Below are 18,572 nucleotides of genomic sequence, written 5' to 3'. Positions count from 1 at the left end.
CAGTTCTCGTGAGCCGCGCCGCCGACCGAGAGGTCGCGGCGCGCCCGAGGACTCTGACGGGAGACCGCCCGGATGCTCGACAACGAGCCCAACAACGGTGCCGACGGCACCGCGGGTACAACTGAAACGACCAACAACACGGCGGCGCCCCCCGCGGGGGGCGGCGAGGTGCGCGTGACCACGCCCGCACCCGCCAAGGGCGTCCGCCGCGCCGCCGGACCACCCCCCGAACCCGACGACGTCTTCACTCCCCCCTCCGCGCCCGTCACCTCCCTCGCCGGGTCCGGCGAGGGAGGCACGGTCAAGACCTCGGTGGCCACCACCTCGCGCAGGCGCACCGTGAGAGCCGCGGGCCGTCCCGACGAGGACGCCGCTCCGCGCCGCACCCGCGTCTCCGCTGAGGAGGAGACCGCTCCGCGCCGTGCCCGCGCCTCCGCTGAGGAGGAGACCGCTCCGCGCCGTGCCCGCGCCTCCGCCGCGGAGGACACCGCCCCCTCCACGACCAGGAGTCGCGGCCGTGCGCGCGCCCGCTCCGCCGCGGCCGTGGAGACCGCCGAGCCCGCGCCTTCCGAGGCCGCCGACAAGGACGAGGAGACCGTGGAGTCGGGCGGCGGCAACGTCTTCCAGGCCCCCTCCATGCTCTTCCAGCCCCCGGTGGCCAGCACCGCCCCCGTGCCCGCCCGCAGCACCGCCGCGGCGGAGGCCGACGAGTACGAGGACGAGGATCCCGAGGAGGAGGGCGCCCAGGCCACCGGCGCCGAGGAGACCGGCGACGGGGACGACGACCGCCCCAGTCGCCGTCGCCGCCGCCGCGGAGGCCGGGGACGCGGCCGCTCCCGTGCGGACGAGGACGAGGCCGCCGAGGCCCCGGAGCCCGCGGAGGACAGGACCGAACAGCGCGGGGACAAGGACCGGGGCGAGGACGACGGCGTGGCCGACGAGGCCGCCGAGTCCGATGACCGCAGCAGCCGCCGTCGCCGCCGCCGTCGCCGCCGCTCCGGCGGGGGAGACGGCCCCGAGGCCACCGCGGACGACCCGCCCAACACCGTGGTCCGGGTGCGCGAGCCCCGCCAGGAGAAGCCGATCGAGGACGAGGTCCAGGCGGTCCGCGGCTCCACACGCCTGGAGGCCAAGAAGCAGCGCCGCCGCGAGGGCCGCGAGCAGGGCCGCCGCCGCGCCCCCATCGTCACCGAGTCGGAGTTCCTGGCCCGACGCGAGTCGGTCAAGCGGGACCTGGTGGTGCGCCGCGTCGAGGACCGCACCCAGATCGCCGTCCTTGAGGACGACATCCTCGTCGAGCACTACGTCGACCGGGCCACGCACCGCTCCTACGTGGGCAACGTGTACCTGGGCCGGGTGCAGAACGTGCTGCCCTCGATGGAGGCCGCGTTCGTCGACATCGGCAAGGGCCGCAACGCCGTCCTGTACGCGGGCGAGGTCAACTGGGACTCCTTCGGCCTGGACGGCCAGCCCAAGCGCATCGAATCGGTGCTCAAGTCCGGCCAGTCGGTCCTGGTGCAGGTCACCAAGGACCCCGTCGGCCACAAGGGCGCCCGCCTGACCAGTCAGATCAGCCTGCCCGGCCGCTACCTCGTGTACGTGCCCGGCGGTTCGATGACCGGTATCAGCCGCAAGCTCCCCGACAAGGAGCGCGCGCGTCTCAAGCAGATCCTCAAGAAGGTCATGCCCTCCGGCGCGGGCGTCATCGTGCGCACGGCCGCCGAGGGCGCCAGCGAGGAGGAGCTGGAGCGCGACATCAACCGTCTCGCCAAGCAGTGGGACTCCATCAAGCGCAAGTCCAAGTCGGCCAACGCCCCGTCGCTGCTCAACAGCGAGCCCGACCTGACGGTGCGGGTCGTGCGCGACGTGTTCAACGAGGACTTCTCCAGCCTCGTCGTGTCCGGTGAGGAGGCCTGGACCACCGTCCACGAGTACGTGGACTACGTGGCTCCCAACCTCGCCGAGCGCCTCTCCCACTGGGGCGAGGACCGCGACGTCTTCGCCGCCTACCGCATCGACGAGCAGATCAACAAGGCACTGGAGCGCAAGGTCTGGCTGCCCAGCGGCGGCTCGCTGGTCATCGACCGCACCGAGGCCATGACCGTGGTCGACGTCAACACCGGCAAGTTCACCGGCCAGGGCGGCAACCTGGAGGAGACGGTCACCAAGAACAACCTGGAGGCGGCCGAGGAGATCGTCCGCCAGCTCCGGTTGCGCGACATCGGCGGCATCATCGTCATCGACTTCATCGACATGGTCCTGGAGTCCAACCGCGACCTGGTGCTGCGGCGCATGCTGGAGTGCCTCTCCCGCGACCGCACCAAGCACCAGGTGGCCGAGGTGACCTCGCTGGGCCTGGTCCAGATGACCCGCAAGCGGGTCGGCCAGGGCCTGCTGGAGGCGTTCTCGCACAGCTGCGAGCACTGCAACGGCCGCGGCCTGGTGGTCGCCAGCGACCCGGTCGAGGGCAAGGGCGGCGGCAACGGCAACGGCCGCAAGAAGAAGAAGGGCAAGGGCGAGCCCGACCAGGCCGCCGAGAAGTCGGAGAAGGCGGAGAAGCCGTCCTCCGACAAGTCCGAGAGGACTGACAAGCCCGAGAAGGCCGAGAAGACGGGCAAGGACTCCGTGAAGTCCGCCGAGGCCGACGCGGCGCCGTCCGAGGAGTCCCCCGAGGTCCCGCCGGCCGCCGAGGCCCCGGTCCCAGAGCCCGCCAAGAAGACCCGTAAGCGGGCCTCCCGCTCCCGCAAGGCCGAGGCCGTGGCGGAGGAGCAGGAGGAGATCACCGCCGCCGAGGAGGCTCCTGAGGCGGTGGAGGCCGCGGAAGCCCCCGAGGAGGCCCCGGCCAAGAAGACCCGCGCCCGGCGCACCACCACCCGTCGTACCGCCCGCACGGCGGCCGACAGCGGTGAGGCCGAGGCAGCGGGCGGTGAGAGCGTCCCCGCCGAGGCGGACGCGACCGCCGCCGAGACGCCCGCCGAGGCCGGTGACGACGAGGCCGCCGAGCGGCCCAAGCGTCGCCGTACCCGGCGCACCAGGGCGGCGGCCACCCCGCCGACCGCCGTGGACGCGGGCTGAGTCAGGGGCGGTAGCCCCGCCGTGGCCCGGACCGGCGACAGCCCGGTCCGGACCACGGCACGTGTACAGGCCCGTGGCGGGCCGATGGTAATCTGAGGGACGGTGCGTCGGCGCGCTCCACCACAATCGCGCGCCCCGACACCGAAGTGCTCTCCACGCAGGGTTTGTTTCCCTCGGATCCCCGCGCCCCGCTACAGGCGATCAGTGGATCGTGGAACGAGGCACCTCCCCGCCCACACGGGGATGAGCCTCCCGGCCGATCTGGGCACAGGTGCGGCCGGACCCGGACCCCGGGCTCATGTCTCGGGGATGGTCCCGAGCATTATTCGTTGAGCGAGCAGGAAGAGAGTTACCCGGTGTACGCGATCGTGCGAGCGGGCGGCCGACAGGAGAAGGTGTCTGTCGATGACGTCCTGAACATCGACAAGGTCTCCGACGAGACCGGCGCCACCATCACATGGCAGCCCATCCTCGTCGTCGACGGTGACAACGTCATCAGCGACGGCGACAAGCTGAGCGGCTACACGGTCAGCGCCGAGATCCTCGGTGAGACCAAGGGCCCCAAGATCAACATCCTGAAGTACAAGAACAAGACCGGTTACAAGAAGCGCCAGGGTCACCGCCAGAAGCACACCCAGGTGCGGGTCACCGGCATCGCGGCGAAGTAGGAGGCCTGGAAGAAATGGCACACAAGAAGGGCGCTTCGTCCAGCCGTAACGGTCGTGACTCGAACGCTCAGCGCCTCGGCGTCAAGCGCTTCGGCGGCCAGAGCGTCTCGGCTGGCGAGATCCTGATCCGTCAGCGCGGCACCAAGTTCCACCCCGGCGCCAACGTCGGCCGCGGTGGCGACGACACGCTGTTCGCGCTGGTCGCCGGTCAGGTCAAGTTCGGCAACTTCCGCGGCCGCAAGGCCGTCAACATCGTTCCCGCCGCCGCCGAGTAGGCTCGCGCGCGGACGTTGTACAGGGCGGGCCAGGGAACACTGGCCCGCCTCTTGCGTTGTCACTGGATGACGCGTGTGTGTCCAGGCCCCCGCCCGGGGGCCGGAGAGTAACGGGGAGAGCTATGCCTGACTTCGTCGACGAGGCGGTCTTGCACGTCAAGGCCGGGAACGGCGGGCATGGCTGCGCCTCCGTGCACCGGGAGAAGTTCAAGCCGCTGGGCGGTCCGGACGGCGGCAACGGCGGTCACGGCGGGGACGTCGTCCTGGAGGTCGACACCCAGACCGCGACCCTGCTGGACTACCAGCGCCGCCCGCACCGCGCCGCCAGCAACGGCACGCCCGGCCAGGGCGGCCACCGCGCCGGGGCCAAGGGCGAGGACCTGGTCCTCAAGGTGCCCGACGGCACCGTGGTCACCCGTGTGGACGGCGAGGTCATCGCCGACCTGGTCGGCCACGGCACCCGCCTGGTGCTCGCCGAGGGCGGTCACGGCGGCCTGGGCAACGCCGCGCTGGCCACCAAGCGGCGCAAGGCCCCCGGTTTCGCCCTCAAGGGCGAGGAGGGCCAGGGCTTCGACGTGCGCCTGGAGATGAAGACCATCGCCGACGTCGGCCTGGTGGGCTTCCCCAGCGCGGGCAAGTCGTCCCTGATCGCCGCCATGTCCGCGGCCCGCCCCAAGATCGCCGACTACCCGTTCACCACCCTGGTGCCCAACCTGGGCGTGGTGGAGGCGGGCAACGTCCAGTACGTCATCGCCGACGTGCCCGGCCTCATCCCCGGCGCCAGCGACGGCAAGGGACTGGGCCTGGAGTTCCTGCGCCACATCGAGCGCTGCTCCACCCTCCTGCACGTGCTGGACTGCGCCACCTACGAGCAGGGCCGAGACCCGGTCAGCGACCTGGAGGCCCTGGAGGCGGAGCTGTCCGCCTACGGCCGCAGCACCGGGGTGGACCTGTCCGACCGGCCGCGCCTGGTCGCCCTGAACAAGGTGGACGTCCCCGAGGCCCGCGAGCTCGCCGAGCTGGTCACCCCGATGCTGGTCGAGCGCGGCTACCGCGTCATGGAGGTCTCCGCGGCCTCCCGCGAGGGGCTGCGTGAGCTGTCCTTCGCCCTGGGCGAGCAGGTGGCCGCGGCCCGTCAGGCCGCACCGCCCGCGGAGCCCACCCGGGTCGTGATCCGTCCGCAGGCCATCGGCGACGTGCCCTTCCAGGTTGTGCCTCTGGGCGGCAACGCCTTCCAGGTGCGCGGGGACAAGCCCGCCCGCTGGGTGCGCCAGACCGACTTCGCCAACGACGAGGCCGTGGGCTACCTCGCCGAGCGCCTCAACCGCCTCGGCATCGAGGCCGAGCTGGCCAAGGCGGGCGCCACCGAGGGCGCCGAGGTGCACATCGGAACCGAGGAGGACTCCGTGGTCTTCGACTGGGACCCCTCCATGGACGCCGAGGTCGTCCCGTCCGGCCCGCGCGGGTCCGACGCCCGGCTGGGCTGACCCGCGCGGGGTCCGGCGGCCCGGCCGACAGGCACGAGCGCGGCGCCCGGTGCCGCGCCACTGGATGGAAAGTTCCACACGGTGCACAGCGCAGGACTCGAACAGACCGACTCCCTGGAGGCCTCCGGGCGCGCGGCGGTGGCCGCCGCGCGCCGGGTCGTGGTGAAGGTGGGGTCGTCGTCCCTGACCACACCCGACGGCAGGATCGACTCCTGCCGCATCCGCGACCTGGTCCGGGTGCTGGCGGACCGCCGCGCCGCGGGCCAGGAGGTCATCCTGGTCTCCTCCGGTGCGGTCGCGGCCGGGATGACCCCGCTCGGCATGGTCCGCCGACCCCGTGACCTGGCCTCCCAACAGGCCGCCGCCAGCGTGGGCCAGGGGCTGCTGCTGGCCGCGTACACGGCCGAGCTGGCCGGGCACGGCCTCACCGCGGCTCAGGTCCTGCTCACGGTCGAGGACATGATGCGGCGGGTACAGCACCGCAACGCCCAGCGCACGCTGCGCCGCCTGCTGGACATCGGCGCCCTGCCCATCGTCAACGAGAACGACACCGTGGCCACGCACGAGCTCCGCTTCGGCGACAACGACCGCCTGGCGGCTCTGGTGGCGCACCTGATGCGTGCCGACGCGCTGGTGCTGCTCTCGGACGTGGACGCCCTGTACGACGGCAACCCCTCCGCCCCGGGATCGTCGGTGGTCAGCCTCGTGCGCGGCCCGGCCGACCTGGACGGGATCGACATCGGCAGTGCGGGCGGGCGGGGCGTGGGCACCGGCGGGATGGTCACCAAGGTGGCGTCGGCGCGGATCGCCACGGAGGCCGGCGTGTACACCCTGCTGACCTCCGCCGCGAACGCCCGCACGGCCCTGGAGGGCGGGTCCGCGGGCACCCTGTTCGCCCCGGGGCGCGGACGCCGCCCCTCGGCCCGCCAGCTCTGGCTGGCGCACGCCACCGCGGGCCGGGGCAGCCTGGTCCTGGACCCCGGCGCGGTCACGGCGGTGGTACGGGAGAAGGCGTCCCTGCTCCCGGCCGGTGTGGTGAGGGTGGCGGGCGACTTCAACGCGGGCGACCCGGTGGACCTGTGCGGCGAGGACGGCACCGTCGTCGCGCGCGGACTGGTCAACTACGACGCCGCCGAGGTGCCCGACCTGATGGGGCGGTCCACCCGGTGGCTGGCCAGGGAGATGGGCCCCTCCTACGAGCGCGAGCTGGTGCACCGGGACGACCTCGTCGTGCTCTAGGTCGCGTCCCCCGTTCCGCCGCGGTCCCGTCCCGCCGCGACACCTCTGTGGCAATGTCGGGGAAACCCCCCGAGGAGAGTGAAGACACCCATGCCTAGTCTGGTGGCGAGAATGCTCGCGGTGGCGTTCCGGGTGGCGCGCAAGCGCCCCATGGAGACCGTGGAGGGTGCGCGGGAGCGCATCGACGAGGCCAAGGACGACCCCGAGCCGCCGCTCTGGGTCGCCAAGCGCCACGAGATCACCCGGCGCGAGGTGGGGGGCTTCACGAGCTACACGGTCCTCGCCCGGGACCGGGAGGAGGACCCCGACAAGGCGGTCCTGTACGTGCACGGGGGCTCCTACATCAGTGAGATCTCCCCCTGGCACTGGGTCCTGATCTCGCGCATGGCGGACGTGGGATGCCGGGTGGAGGTGCCCGTCTACGGGCTGGCGCCCCAGCACACCTACCGCGAGGCGTTCGGCTTCCTCCACGCGGTGTACCGCGAGCTGCTGGAGCACGTGGTGCCCGAGCGCACGGTGTTCGCGGGGGACTCGGCCGGGGCGGGGCTGGCGCTCGCCCTCGCGCAGACGCTGCCGGAGGAGGGCCTGCCCCAGCCAGCACGGCTCATCCTGGTCTCCCCGTGGACGGACCTGACCATGTCCAACCCCGACATCGCCGAGGTGGAGGGCAGGGACCCCTGGCTCAGCCCGGTCGGCCTCAAGGAGGCCGCCAAGGTGTGGGCGGACGGCGACGACCTGTCCCTGCCCCGGCTCAGCCCCGTCAACGGAGTGCTCTCCGGCCTGCCGCCCATGGACCTCTACATCGGTACCCGTGACGTGTTCCTGCCCGACACCCGGCGCCTGCGCGCGCTCGTCGCGCGGGCGGGGGGAGAGGTGGACCTGCACGAGGAGGAGGGGGCCTTCCACGTCTACCCGCTGGTCCCGGTTCCCGAGGGCAGCCGGGCGCGGGCGCGCATCATCGGTACCGTCCAGGATCTGTGAGACCTCCCGGGCGGGACCGACGGAGCCGCGGGAGCGGGAGCGGGAGGGCGGGGCCCTGCGGGACCGGGAGGAGCCCGGTGCGCACGTGTCCCGCCTCGTGACGGGCGGCGTCCACCGCACACGCCCTAGGATGCGGACGTGAGTGAACGAACGACGCGCCGAAGCGAGGACCACCCCCACCGGGGCGAGGTCCGCGAGATCCCCACCGCCGCCAACGCCACCAGGCTCGTCTACGCGCCCGAGCGCGACGGCCTCGCCGACGCGGGCGAGATCGTGTGGACGTGGGTTCCCTACGAGGAGGACCCGGAGCGGGGCAAGGACCGTCCGCTGCTGGTGGTCGGCCGCAGGGGCAGGCGGCTGCACGGGCTGATGCTGTCCTCCCAGCGCCCCGAGGAGTGGGAGCGCCAGGACTGGCTGCCGATCGGCTCGGGTCCCTGGGACCGCGAGCAGCGCGACTCCTACGTGCGTGCGGACCGGCTCTTCGAGTTCGACGAGGACGACATCCGCCGTGAGGCGGCCGTCATGGACGAGGAGCTGTTCTGGATGGTCGCCGACGTCCTGCGCGCCCGCTACGGGTGGAGCTGAGAGCCGGGGAGGGCGGGCGTACCCGGGGCGCGCGGCGGTCCCGGGGCCGCGGGCGGGGTCCGCGCCGCTCCGGCGGAGCGCGCAGGATCCGGCCTGTGGACGACCGCGTCGACGACCGCGCGGCGCTATACGCTGGAGGTGTTCACCCCGGCGCATGCCCCTGGGACCCTTCGACGCCGCAGGGCGGGTACGCCGGGATGGCCTCCCAACCAAGAGAGAGCACCATGAGTGACATCGAGCGCGAGGTCCACGCGGTAGCCGGGCGGGCCAGGGACGCGGCGGCCGACCTCGCCCCGCTCAGCCGGGCGGTCAAGGACGCCGCACTGCTGGCGATCGCCGACGCCCTGGTCAAGCGGTCCGACGAGATCACCGCGGCCAACGCCGAGGACGTGGCGCGGGCCCGCGAGGAGGGCACCAGTCCGGCCATGGTCGACCGGCTCACCCTCACCCCGCAGCGGATCGAGGCCATCGCCGACGCCGTCCGCGAGATCGTCGAGCTCCCCGACCCGGTGGGCGAGTCCGTGCGCGGGTCCGTGCTGCCCAACGGCCTGGACCTGCGCCAGATCCGGGTGCCGCTCGGTGTCATCGGCATCATCTACGAGGGCCGCCCCAACGTCACCGTGGACGCCGCCGCCCTGTGCCTCAAGAGCGGCAACGCCGCCCTGCTGCGCGGCTCCTCCTCGGCCTACTCCTCCAACACCGCCATCGTCGGGGTCCTGCGGGACGCCCTGGAGGGCACCGGGGTCCCGGTGGACGCCGTCCAGATGGTGCCCGGCCGCACCCGTGAGTCCTCCACCGCGCTCATGCGGGCGCGCGGCCTGGTGGACGTGCTCATCCCGCGCGGCGGCGGTTCCCTCATCCAGGCCGTGGTGCGCGACTCCACCGTGCCGGTCATCGAGACCGGAGAGGGCCTGTGCCACGTCTACGTGGACGCCGACGCCGACCTCGACAAGGCCGTGGCCATCGCCACCAACGCCAAGGCGCAGCGCTGCTCGGTGTGCAACTCCGCCGAGACCCTGCTGGTGCACGAGGCCGTCGCCGAGGAGTTCCTGCCGCGCGTGCTGGAGGCCCTCGGCGAGAGCGGTGTGACCGTGCACGGCGACCCCCGGGTGCTGGAGGCCGCCGCCGCACGCCCGACCGGGGCCCGGGTGGTCGAGGCCACGGAGGAGGACTGGGCGACCGAGTACCTGTCCATGGACCTGGCCGTGCGTGTGGTGCCCAGCATCGACGAGGCGCTCGCCCACATCCGCAGGTACTCCACCCAGCACACCGAGGCCATCGTCACCGACTCGCTGAAGGCCTCCCGGTACTTCGTCTCCCGGGTCGACTCCGCCGCGGTCATGGTCAACGCCTCCACGAGGTTCACCGACGGCGGCGAGTTCGGCTTCGGCGCCGAGATCGGCATTTCCACCCAGAAGCTGCACGCCAGAGGTCCGATGGGCCTCACCGAGATGACCTCCACCAAGTACGTGGTCACCGGGGACGGCCACCTCAGATAGCCGCACGTGCCGGGGGCCGCCCGCTCGCGGGCGGCCCCCGGACAGCGGGAAGCCGTACACCACGGGGCCGTCCGCGGCGCCGGTCGCATCCGTGTGTTCGGCGCGGAACCGAGAGTGACGGGCGGGATGCGAGGGGTCGTTGGCATCTGGAGCGTTTTCCCGTTGGAAACCTGGACAGAAGCGAATCTTCGTCTAGCACGTATTCCCAAAGCGACGGCCGGTCGGTAATTTCACTGTGGTGTCTCACGGCGCGCCTCCGCATCGCTCGGAGTGTCGCCCCCCCACGGTCACAACGAAAGGAATCCCCCGAATGAAGCTCCGGAGCAAGGTCGCTGCCATCGCCACGACCGCCCTGGCCGTCGGTGGTGTCACGCTGATGGCCTCCCCCGCCCAGGCTGACCTGGTCACCCTCTGCTCGGGCCACGGCGGTGCCATCACCCTGCCCACGGACCTCGCGGTCCCCGCCGGCAAGAGCTGCTTCCTGGACGGCACGGTCATCCAGGGCGACGTCACCGTCCGCCAGGGTGGCAACCTGCACATCATCGGCGGTGAGATCGAGGGGAAGGTGACCGTCCAGCAGGACGCCTACTTCGACTCCCAGGAGAGCTCCGTCGGTGACCGCGTGGTCAACCGCGGTTCCTACGGCACCTACCTGGAGAACAGCTCCACGGGCGCGGCCCTGCGCGCCGTCCCGGTCGACGGCGGCAACACCGACGGCTTCGCCTACGTGGTGGACTCCTCCGTTCGCAGCATCAACGCCGAGGTCGGCGCCGTCTACGTCTCCGGCTCGCGCATCGGCGGCGCCGTCAAGGCCGACGGTGTCGAGTACGCCGACATCTACGACTCCGTGGTGCGCGGCGCCCTGACTGTCAACAACCCCGCCAGCGGCGGCATCCTCTGCGACAGCGAGGTGATCGGCGCGGCCACCTACAGCGGCGGCTCGGGTCCGGTCGCGGTCGGCGCCGGGGAGCAGGAGGGCTTCTGCTCCTCCGTCAACTACGTCGACGGCGACCTGAGCGTCACCGGCGTCAGCGGCGGCGTCTACATCGACAACAACATCGTCGGCGGCGACCTGGCCACCTCCGCCAACAGCCCGACCGCCCAGATCGGTGAGAACAACCGCGTCCGCGGCGACAACCTCACCGAGGAGATCGCCCTGCGCACCTTCTCCACCGCCGTGGTCGAGGAGTTCGAGGCCCACGAGGACGACCTCGCCAAGGAGGTCGAGGAGGCCCGTTCCACGACCATCGACGAGGCCATGGCCGCCGGTCCCGCCTTCTAGGACCTGGTCCCGGTCACTCCCGGACGCCCGACAGCGCCGACGGCCCCGCCGTCGGCGCTGCCGTGTGCCGGGGCCGTCCCGTCGGGGCGCTCCTCTCCCGCGACACGGGGCGCACGGCGGGCACACGTGGCGCAGACGCGCGGTGGGCGGGGCGGGGGAGGACTGTTACCGTCCGCGGGGAGCCGGACCGACGACGAGGGGAGCGGCGCGTGCCGACCACCGTGGCCTACGGAGACCACCCCAGCCAGATCGCGCACCTGTGGGAACCGCAGGGCGGCGCGCCCGCGCCCGTCGCCGCCCTGCTGCACGGAGGCTGGTGGCGCGACGGGTTCGGCGCCGGACTCATGGACCCGCTGGCACGCGACCTGGCCGCCGCCGGGTGGGCGGTGTGGAACGTGGAGTACCGGCGCACCGGCGGCGGCGGTGGCGGCTGGCCGCAGACGCTCGACGACGTCGACCGCGCACTGGGGGTGCTCGCCGAGGCCGCGGCCCGCGAGCCCGGCCGCTACGACCTGACCCGCACGGTGTCCGTCGGCCACTCGGCGGGCGGACATCTGGCCCTGCTCAACGCGCTCCACCCCCGCACGCCCGTGCGCGCAGTGGTCGCCCTCGCGCCCATCACCGACGTCGAGCGCTGTGCCCGGGAGGGGCTGGGCGAGGGCGCCGTGGAGCCGTTCCTCGGCTCCGACCCCTCCGCGCGGGTGTACGCCGCCAGCTCGCCGCTGCTGCGCGTGCCGTTGGGGGTGCCCCAGCTGGTCGTGCACGGTGACGCCGACCAGCGCGTCCCGGTCTCCCACAGCCGCGGCTACGTGACCGCCGCGCGCGCCGCGGGGGACACCGTGGACCACCACGAGCCGTCCGGGGCCGACCACTTCGCGGTCATCGACCCCGCCCACCCCGCCTGGCTGAGGGTGCGCGCCTACCTCGCCGACCGGCGCTGAGCCGCACGTGCGCGAGGGCGTCAGATCGGCTGGTGGGCCGGGTACGGGAAGGAACGCCGAGCCGCACGCGGGCGAGGGCGTACTGCGCCCGGGTGCCCGTTCGTGAGGTCGAAGGAGCGGGAGCGGAGCCGGGCAGGCGCCAGGGCGTAGCCACACGTCGCGATGGGCGGATCCTTCGTGCTCGGCTGAGCCGCGCGTGAGGGCGTGTGCCCGCCGGACACACCCGAGGGGCGGCCCGCGTCCACGGGCCGCCCCTCGCGGCAGGGCACCTGACTTCCCCGCGTGGGGGACCGGCGCCAGACTTCCGAGGGCACGTGCCCCGGACGGGTTCCGGTCAGGAGGAGGCGTCCGAGCCCTGGTTGGTGCGGGAGGAGCCGTTGCGCCACCGGTCGGCGACGGTGTCGAAGATCTTGCCGCCCGCGCTGGCCGCGCTGCCCGCGACGTCGCGCAGGGTGCCCAGCAGCGGGTCGCCCGTGCGGTTCCAGGACTCCTTGTAGGAGTTGGCGGCCTTGCGCGCCTCCTCGCCCACCTTGGCGTCTCGGTCGGTGGAGCGGCGCGGGTAGTCGCCGTCGATGATGCGCTGGTAGGAGCCCTCCTCGATCCACCGGTGCAGCTCGGCCAGGCGCACCACCGCGAACGGGTGCGTCTGCCCGACCAGGCTGATCAGCTTGATGAGGCTGTCACGGGCGTCACCGCCGGACTCGTACTCGCGGGCCTGCTCCAGGAAGGCGTCGGGGTTCATCTCCACGAGCTTGGAGCCGCCCGCCATCTTCATCAGGGCGCGCTTGCCCGCCTCGGGGTTCTGGCCGGCGAGGATCCCGGCGCGGTCGCAGGACAGCTCGGACTTGCGGTACCACTCCTCCAGCGCGGCCACGATGGCCTGGATGCCGATGAAGCCCAGCGGCACCCACGCCACGCGGGTGGCCAGCCGGATCAGGGCCAGCAGCATGGTGCGGTAGACGGCGTGGCCGCTGAGGATGTGGCCGACCTCGTGGCCGACGACGAAGCGCTGCTCCTCGGCGTCCAGCAGGTCGAACAGGCCCGTGGTCATCACGATGAACGGGCGGTTGCTGCCGATGGCCATGGCGTTCGGCTTCGGGTTCATCTGGATGTAGAGCTCGGGGACCTCGTCCATGTCCAGGACGTAGGCGGCGTCGCGCACGTAGTCGTACACGTGAGGGAACTGGGTGGGTCCGACCCGGACGGCACTGGACAGGAACATCAGTCGCAGGGCGCGCTCGTTGAACAGCCCCGACAGGCGCTTGAACACCTCGTCGAACCCGCGCAGCGAGCGCAGCGCGACCAGGGCGCCACGGTCGGCGGGGTGCTCGTAGGCACGGGGCGAGATCTCGGAGAGCCGGACGCGGACGCGGTCTGGTGTGTTGGCCATATCGGCATGCTATGCGCCGTGCCCGTGCTTGGCCACGGTTTCCGGCTTCGAGATATGACGCGATTTCCGGGCACCGCCGACATGACCCGGGAAGGAACCCGACACCGCGTTCGTTGTCCCAGTGCAAGGACCAAAAGGGAGGAAGGGGACAGCGGTGGTGCCCTCCGTCGGCTAATCTCGGTTGGCCGATCCCGGCAACGGCAACGTCCACGGCGAAACGGAGCGCACAGTGGCGCACGCAGCTTCCGACGCATCCCGCAACGAGGACTCCCCCGCGCCCCGGGGAGGAACCGGTCCGACCAAGGTCGGCATCATGGGCGGTACCTTCGACCCCATCCACCACGGCCACCTCGTGGCGGCCAGTGAGGTCGCCCACCTCTTCGAGCTCGACGAGGTGGTGTTCGTCCCCACCGGCCAGCCTTGGCAGAAGGACCTGGCCAAGGTGACGCCCTCCGAGGACCGCTACCTGATGACGGTCATCGCCACCGCCGAGAACCCCCAGTTCCGGGTGGACCGCATCGAGATCGACCGTCTGGGGCCCACCTACACCCTCGACACGCTGCGCGAGATGCGCGCCAAGTACGGTCCCGACGTGGAGCTGTACTTCATCACCGGGGCGGACGCGCTGGGCGCCATCCTGAGCTGGCACAACGTCGACGAACTCTTCGAGCTCGCGCATTTCGTAGGCTGTAACCGGCCCGGTCACCACCTCAGTGACACCGGACTGCCCGAGGGCAAGGTCTCCCTGGTGGAGGTCCCCGCGCTGGCCATCTCCTCGACCGAGTGCCGGGAACGTGTCCGCAAGGGCGAACCCATCTGGTACCTGGTCCCCGACGGCATCGTCCGCTACATCAACAAGACCGGGCTCTACCTAGAGAGCTGAAAGGCAGCAAGCACAACGTGACAGCCACCGACAGGGCACTGGAGCTGGTCAGGGTCGCGGCGGAAGCCGCCTCCGACAAGCTCGCCCAGGAGATCATCGCCTACGACGTCAGCGAGCAGCTGGTCATCACCGAGGCCTTCGTTCTGTGCTCGGCCCCCAACGACCGGCAGGTCCGCGCGATCGTCGACGAGGTCGAGGACCAGATCCGCCTCCAGTCCGGGGCCAAGCCGATCCGGCGCGAGGGCGAGCGTGACGGTCGCTGGGTCCTGCTGGACTACGCCGACATCGTCGTGCACATCCAGCACGAGGAGGAGCGCGGCTACTACGGCCTCGAACGGCTGTGGAAGGACTGCCCCGAGATCGACCTGCCCGAGGGCGCGCGCGGTGCCGAACGCACGCCGCTGGACGAGCTCTGACACCGACCACACTCCGAGCGGAGAGACACATCACGTGAGCGACACCCCCCGTGTGCTGTTCTGGCGGCACGGACGCACCTCCTGGAACGCCGAGAACCGTTTCCAGGGGCAGACCGACATCGCACTCGATCCGGTCGGCCACGCCCAGGCAAGACGGGCGGGTGAGCTGCTCGCCTCGATGCACCCCGACGTCATCGTCGCCTCCGACCTGACCAGGGCCGCCGACACCGCCGGATACCTCTCCCAGGCCTCCGGGGTGTCCGTGGAGTTCGACGAGGGGCTGCGCGAGCGCTTCGGCGGCTCCTGGGAGGGGCTGACCGGGGCGGAGCTGTCCGCGCGCTGGCCGGTCGAACACGCGCGGATGGCCATCCCCGACGGCGAGGCCATCGCCGAGGTCGGTGACCGGATGCGCGCCGCCGTCGAGCGAGGGCTGGGCAAGACCCCGTCCGGGGGGCTGCTCGTCGTGGTCAGCCACGGCGCCGCCCTCAGGGTGGGGATCGCCCGGATGCTGGGGATCCCCGACGAGCAGCGCGAGATCCTGGGACCGATCAGCAACTGCTGCTGGTCGGTGCTCCAGGAGCGCCGGGGGCAGTGGCGGCTCATGGAGCACAACGCGGCCAGCCTCCCCGAGCCGGTCGTCCTCAGCGACGACGCGTAAACCGTTTCGACGTTCGGGCCGGATTCCGCTATGGTTCAGGGAGTCGGCAGGACCCCGACAGGTCCGATCGACTCCCTTGAGGGGCTATGGCGCAGTTGGTAGCGCGCCTCCATGGCATGGAGGAGGTCTGGGGTTCGAATCCCCATAGCTCCACGTGATGCGGGCTGCTGCTCGCCGGTCTTCGACCGGCTCGCCGCAGCCCGCTCTGCTTTCCGGGGGGGGAGACCCCCGAACCCCCCGAGGTACCCCCCTGTGGTCGGGGCTGCGGTGATCGGTGGGGTGGGCGGGGTGTTCTCCCGTGAGGTGGGGCCTCGCCTCCGGATCCCCTGTGGCGGGGGTCGCGGGTAGTGGTGGCCGAACCTTCCGAGGTATCCCCCTGTGGTCGGGGTCGCGGTGGTCACTCCCGGTGCAGCCACACCGCCGCGTTCCCCGGGAGCCGCCCGTCCAGCTCCGTGCTGGCCACCAGCACCCGGCCCTGCGGCAGCTCCACCGCCTCCTCGCCCGTGTTGACCAGCACCAGCACGTCCTCGCCCCGCCAGTAGGCCAGCACCGGCCCCCGGTTCAGCGTGTCGTCCCACGTCAGGGTCTCGTCCGAGGAGAACTCCCCGCGGTGCGCCAGAGCCCGGCGGTACAGGGAGAGCACGGATCCGGGATCGTCGGTCTGGGCCTGCACCGACAACCGGCCCCACCCCTCGGGCTGGGGCAGCCACGGAGCGCTCCCGCCGCCGAACCCGTACGACGCCCCCTCCACCGTCCACGGCAGCGGCACCCGGCACCCGTCCCGTCCCTTGTCGGTGTGTCCGCTGCGCACCCACCGCGGGTCCTCCAGAGCCTGCGCGGGCAGGTCCGCGACCTCCGGCAGCCCCAGCTCCTCGCCCTGGTACACGTACGCCGACCCCGGCAGCGACAGCTCCAGCAGGGCCAGCGCCCGCGCCCGCCGCGTGCCCAGCTCCAGGTCCGGTTCCGGATCGCGCCCGTCCGAGAGCAGCCACGCCCTCTGGTCGGTGCCCGGGGGCAGCCCCAGCACCGACACCGGGCGCACCACGTCGTGGTTGCCGATCACCCACGTGGGCACCGTGCCCACCCGCGCGGCGTCGGCGATCGAGGAGTCGACCACCCTCCGGTAGGCGTCGGCGTCCCACGCGGTCCTCAGGAAGTCGAAGTTGAACGCCTGGTCCAGCTCGTCCGGGCGCGTGTACAGCACCCGCCGCTCACCGGGCAGCCACACCTCGCCCACCGTGACCCGGGGCGGGTCGAACCCGGCCAGCACCCGCCGCCAGTCCCGGTACACCTCGTGCACCTCGGGCCGGTCCAGGAACGGGTGGTCCGGGTTGGCCGCGATGTCCTCGAACCGGCCGCCCTCCACCAGCACCAGGTCGCGCAGCGGCTCTTCCAGGTCCTTGACCAGCGCGTACGCCACGTCGATCCGGAAGCCGTCCACCCCGCGCCCGCTCCAGAACCGCAGGATGCCGCGGAACTCCTCGCGCACCCGAGGGTCGTCCCAGTTCAGGTCCGGCTGCTCGGGCGCGAACATGTGCAGGTACCACTGACCGTCCGCCGCGCGGGTCCACGCCGGGCCGCCGAACGTCGACCGCCAGTTGGTCGGCGGCAGCTCGCCGTCCGCGCCCCGCCCGTCGCGGAACACGTACAGCTCCCGCTCGGGTGATCCGGGAGCGGCCTCCAGCGCCTCCCTGAACCACGGGTGCTCCTCGGAGGTGTGGTTGGGCACGATGTCGACCATCACCCGCAGGCCCAGCGCGTGCGCGGCCGCCACCATCGCGTCGAAGTCCTCCAGGGTGCCCAGGCGCGGGTCCACGTCGCGGAAGTCGGCCACGTCGTACCCGCCGTCGGCCCACGGGGAGGTGTAGAACGGCGACAGCCAGATCCCGTCCGCGCCCAGCTCGGCGACGTGGCCCAGGCGCGCGGTGATCCCCGCGATGTCACCGGTCCCGTCCCCGTCGGCGTCGGCGAAGCTGCGCGGGTAGACCTGGTACAGGACCGCGTCGCGCCACCACTGCTGCATGTTGGTTCCCCCAGGTGTTCGGTCATGAGAACAGGCCGCGCGTGCCCCGGGGCGCGGCGGTGGACTGCCTCAGGATGAGCTGGGTGGGCATCTCCACCTGGAGGCGCCCGGCCGTCCCGCCGAGGATGTCCACGGTGAGCCGACCCGCGGTCAGCCCGGTGTCGTAGGGAGCCTGGTCGACGGTGGTCAGATCCATCACCGCCGCGGTGTCGTGGTTGTCGAAGCCCATGAGGGAGATCGAGTCCGGCACGCGCACGCCCGAGCGGCGCAGCGTGCGGTACGCGCCCAGCGCGATGTCGTCGAACTCCGCCAGCACGGCCGTGGGCGGATCGTGGTCCGACAGCAGTTCTCCCATGGCCAGCTCACCGCCCGTGTGCCCGGTGGCCTTGGCCACGCTCCGCGGTGCCAGCCCCGCCTCCACCATGGCCGCCTCGTGCCCCTCCAGCCGGTGCCGTGAGCTGGTGCTGGACCAGGTTCCGGACAGGGAGGCGATGTAGGCCACGCGCGTGTGCCCCAGGTTGAGCAGGTGCCGGGTGGCCCCCGCGGCACCGGCCCGGTCGTCGATGTACACGCTGGCCCGACCGGGCACCCTCTGCCCGACCAGCACCACGGGCACGCCCACGTCGTCCAGCCGGTGGCACTCCTCCTCGGACAGGTCCATGGACACGGTGACCACGGCGTCGGTGTTGCGCCGCAGCGGCAGCGCCCGCGTCCAGCCCTGCCGGGCCCGCGTCTCGCCGACCTGGTAGACGAGCATGTCCAGGTCCGCCTCGCGCAGCGCGTCGCTGATACCCGCGAGGACCACCCCGAAGAACCACGGCTGGAGGAAGGGCACGACCACCGCGACCCGCCCCGTGCGGCCGGTGACCAGACCCGAGGCGTTGCGTGAGACCACGTAGGCCAACTCGTCCGCGGCCCGCTGGACGCGCTGGCGGACCTCCGGGGCGACCCCGGGGGCCCCGCGCAGCACACGGGAGACCGTCGAGAGGGAGACCCCCGCTCGACGGGCGACGTCCCGCATGCTCGCGGGTTGGCTGGCCATGCCGTCCACGGTAGGAGCGTGACCCGGGTTATGGCAACGTTTTCAGCAGGATGTTCGGACGGCACACCGTTCCTTTCCGTGCATGGCGTATATCGAGACGCATTCTCTGTTGACTAGGTCACACAGTC

Annotated in this window: 16 protein-coding genes and 1 tRNA gene; 14 read left to right on the top strand and 3 right to left on the bottom strand. The window is 72.2% G+C overall.

Translation table 11 applies throughout. The features are described from left to right. Positions 1-72: 72 nt before the first annotated feature. The 10 genes from HGB44_RS11000 (at position 73) to HGB44_RS10955 (ending at position 12,032) form a co-directional block, all read left to right on the top strand. Positions 73-3,075, top strand: a complete 3,003-nt coding sequence (locus tag HGB44_RS11000) for an Rne/Rng family ribonuclease (protein WP_061078867.1) — start codon at positions 73-75, stop codon at positions 3,073-3,075. Between the two features lie 356 nt (positions 3,076-3,431). Continuing rightward, positions 3,432-3,743: a 50S ribosomal protein L21 gene (gene rplU, locus HGB44_RS10995; RefSeq protein ID WP_017568486.1), complete on the top strand. Its 312-nt coding sequence runs from the start codon at positions 3,432-3,434 to the stop codon at positions 3,741-3,743. A 14-nt stretch (positions 3,744-3,757) separates the two neighbouring features. After that, positions 3,758-4,018 carry a 50S ribosomal protein L27 gene (gene rpmA, locus HGB44_RS10990; protein WP_061078868.1) on the top strand — a complete coding sequence of 87 codons (261 nt, stop codon included), beginning with the start codon at positions 3,758-3,760 and terminating at the stop codon, positions 4,016-4,018. 122 nt (positions 4,019-4,140) lie between these two features. After that, positions 4,141-5,505: a GTPase ObgE gene (obgE, locus tag HGB44_RS10985; protein ID WP_061078869.1), complete on the top strand. Its 1,365-nt coding sequence runs from the start codon at positions 4,141-4,143 to the stop codon at positions 5,503-5,505. Between the two features lie 81 nt (positions 5,506-5,586). Further along, positions 5,587-6,744, top strand: a complete 1,158-nt coding sequence (gene proB / locus HGB44_RS10980) for a glutamate 5-kinase (protein WP_061078870.1) — start codon at positions 5,587-5,589, stop codon at positions 6,742-6,744. Positions 6,745-6,834: 90 nt separating this feature from the next. Next, the gene (locus HGB44_RS10975) at positions 6,835-7,725 is read left to right on the top strand and encodes an alpha/beta hydrolase fold domain-containing protein (RefSeq protein WP_210751450.1); all 891 of its coding nucleotides are present in this window, start codon (positions 6,835-6,837) and stop codon (positions 7,723-7,725) included. A 138-nt stretch (positions 7,726-7,863) separates the two neighbouring features. After that, positions 7,864-8,310 carry a type II toxin-antitoxin system PemK/MazF family toxin gene (locus HGB44_RS10970; protein ID WP_061078872.1) on the top strand — a complete coding sequence of 149 codons (447 nt, stop codon included), beginning with the start codon at positions 7,864-7,866 and terminating at the stop codon, positions 8,308-8,310. 224 nt (positions 8,311-8,534) lie between these two features. Next, positions 8,535-9,809: a glutamate-5-semialdehyde dehydrogenase gene (locus tag HGB44_RS10965; RefSeq protein ID WP_061078873.1), complete on the top strand. Its 1,275-nt coding sequence runs from the start codon at positions 8,535-8,537 to the stop codon at positions 9,807-9,809. A 310-nt stretch (positions 9,810-10,119) separates the two neighbouring features. Beyond that, positions 10,120-11,091 (top strand): hypothetical protein, encoded by a 972-nt coding sequence (locus tag HGB44_RS10960; RefSeq protein ID WP_061078874.1) that lies wholly within the window; start codon positions 10,120-10,122, stop codon positions 11,089-11,091. Between the two features lie 209 nt (positions 11,092-11,300). Continuing rightward, complete coding sequence (locus tag HGB44_RS10955; protein WP_061078875.1) at positions 11,301-12,032, top strand: alpha/beta hydrolase family protein; 732 nt, start codon at positions 11,301-11,303, stop codon at positions 12,030-12,032. 334 nt (positions 12,033-12,366) lie between these two features. Here the strand turns inward: HGB44_RS10955 and HGB44_RS10950 are convergent, their stop codons facing one another. Further along, entirely contained in the window at positions 12,367-13,422 is a 1,056-nt protein-coding gene (locus HGB44_RS10950; protein ID WP_061078876.1) for a M48 family metallopeptidase, read from the bottom strand. Positions 13,423-13,651: 229 nt separating this feature from the next. On the opposite strand from HGB44_RS10950, the gene nadD reads away from it, so the two are divergent. The 4 genes from nadD (at position 13,652) to HGB44_RS10930 (ending at position 15,532) form a co-directional block, all read left to right on the top strand. Continuing rightward, positions 13,652-14,305 (top strand): nicotinate-nucleotide adenylyltransferase, encoded by a 654-nt coding sequence (nadD, locus tag HGB44_RS10945; protein ID WP_269458459.1) that lies wholly within the window; start codon positions 13,652-13,654, stop codon positions 14,303-14,305. Between the two features lie 17 nt (positions 14,306-14,322). Further along, a complete protein-coding gene (rsfS, locus tag HGB44_RS10940; protein ID WP_061078877.1) occupies positions 14,323-14,721 on the top strand; it encodes a ribosome silencing factor in 399 nt (132 codons plus the stop codon). A 34-nt stretch (positions 14,722-14,755) separates the two neighbouring features. Continuing rightward, positions 14,756-15,379 (top strand): histidine phosphatase family protein, encoded by a 624-nt coding sequence (locus HGB44_RS10935; protein ID WP_061078878.1) that lies wholly within the window; start codon positions 14,756-14,758, stop codon positions 15,377-15,379. An 80-nt stretch (positions 15,380-15,459) separates the two neighbouring features. Beyond that, a tRNA-Ala gene (locus HGB44_RS10930) sits at positions 15,460-15,532 on the top strand. Between the two features lie 244 nt (positions 15,533-15,776). On the opposite strand, the gene HGB44_RS10925 is transcribed toward HGB44_RS10930, so the two are convergent. After that, on the bottom strand, positions 15,777-17,402 hold the full coding sequence (locus tag HGB44_RS10925; protein ID WP_061078879.1) for a glycoside hydrolase family 13 protein: 1,626 nt from the start codon (positions 17,400-17,402) through the stop codon (positions 15,777-15,779). A 22-nt stretch (positions 17,403-17,424) separates the two neighbouring features. Further along, positions 17,425-18,444, bottom strand: coding sequence for a LacI family DNA-binding transcriptional regulator (locus HGB44_RS10920; RefSeq protein WP_061079000.1), 1,020 nt, complete (start codon positions 18,442-18,444; stop codon positions 17,425-17,427). Positions 18,445-18,572 lie beyond the last annotated feature (128 nt).

Origin of the sequence: Nocardiopsis alborubida (genome assembly GCF_012396365.1) — a bacterium.
Taxonomy (GTDB): domain Bacteria; phylum Actinomycetota; class Actinomycetes; order Streptosporangiales; family Streptosporangiaceae; genus Nocardiopsis; species Nocardiopsis alborubida.
This window is presented reverse-complemented; position numbering and strand designations above follow the sequence as displayed.

Bases quoted from the DNA above. Each gene is read 5' to 3' on its own strand.
- HGB44_RS11000 (WP_061078867.1), top strand. From the start codon at position 73: ATGCTCGACAACGAGCCCAACAACGGTGCCGACGGCACCGCGGGTACA.
- HGB44_RS10975 (WP_210751450.1), top strand. From the start codon at position 6,835: ATGCCTAGTCTGGTGGCGAGAATGCTCGCGGTGGCGTTCCGGGTGGCG.
- rpmA (WP_061078868.1), top strand. From the start codon at position 3,758: ATGGCACACAAGAAGGGCGCTTCGTCCAGCCGTAACGGTCGTGACTCG.
- HGB44_RS10965 (WP_061078873.1), top strand. From the start codon at position 8,535: ATGAGTGACATCGAGCGCGAGGTCCACGCGGTAGCCGGGCGGGCCAGG.
- HGB44_RS10925 (WP_061078879.1), bottom strand. From the start codon at position 17,402: ATGCAGCAGTGGTGGCGCGACGCGGTCCTGTACCAGGTCTACCCGCGC.
- HGB44_RS10920 (WP_061079000.1), bottom strand. From the start codon at position 18,444: ATGGCCAGCCAACCCGCGAGCATGCGGGACGTCGCCCGTCGAGCGGGG.
- HGB44_RS10950 (WP_061078876.1), bottom strand. From the start codon at position 13,422: ATGGCCAACACACCAGACCGCGTCCGCGTCCGGCTCTCCGAGATCTCG.
- HGB44_RS10960 (WP_061078874.1), top strand. From the start codon at position 10,120: ATGAAGCTCCGGAGCAAGGTCGCTGCCATCGCCACGACCGCCCTGGCC.
- obgE (WP_061078869.1), top strand. From the start codon at position 4,141: ATGCCTGACTTCGTCGACGAGGCGGTCTTGCACGTCAAGGCCGGGAAC.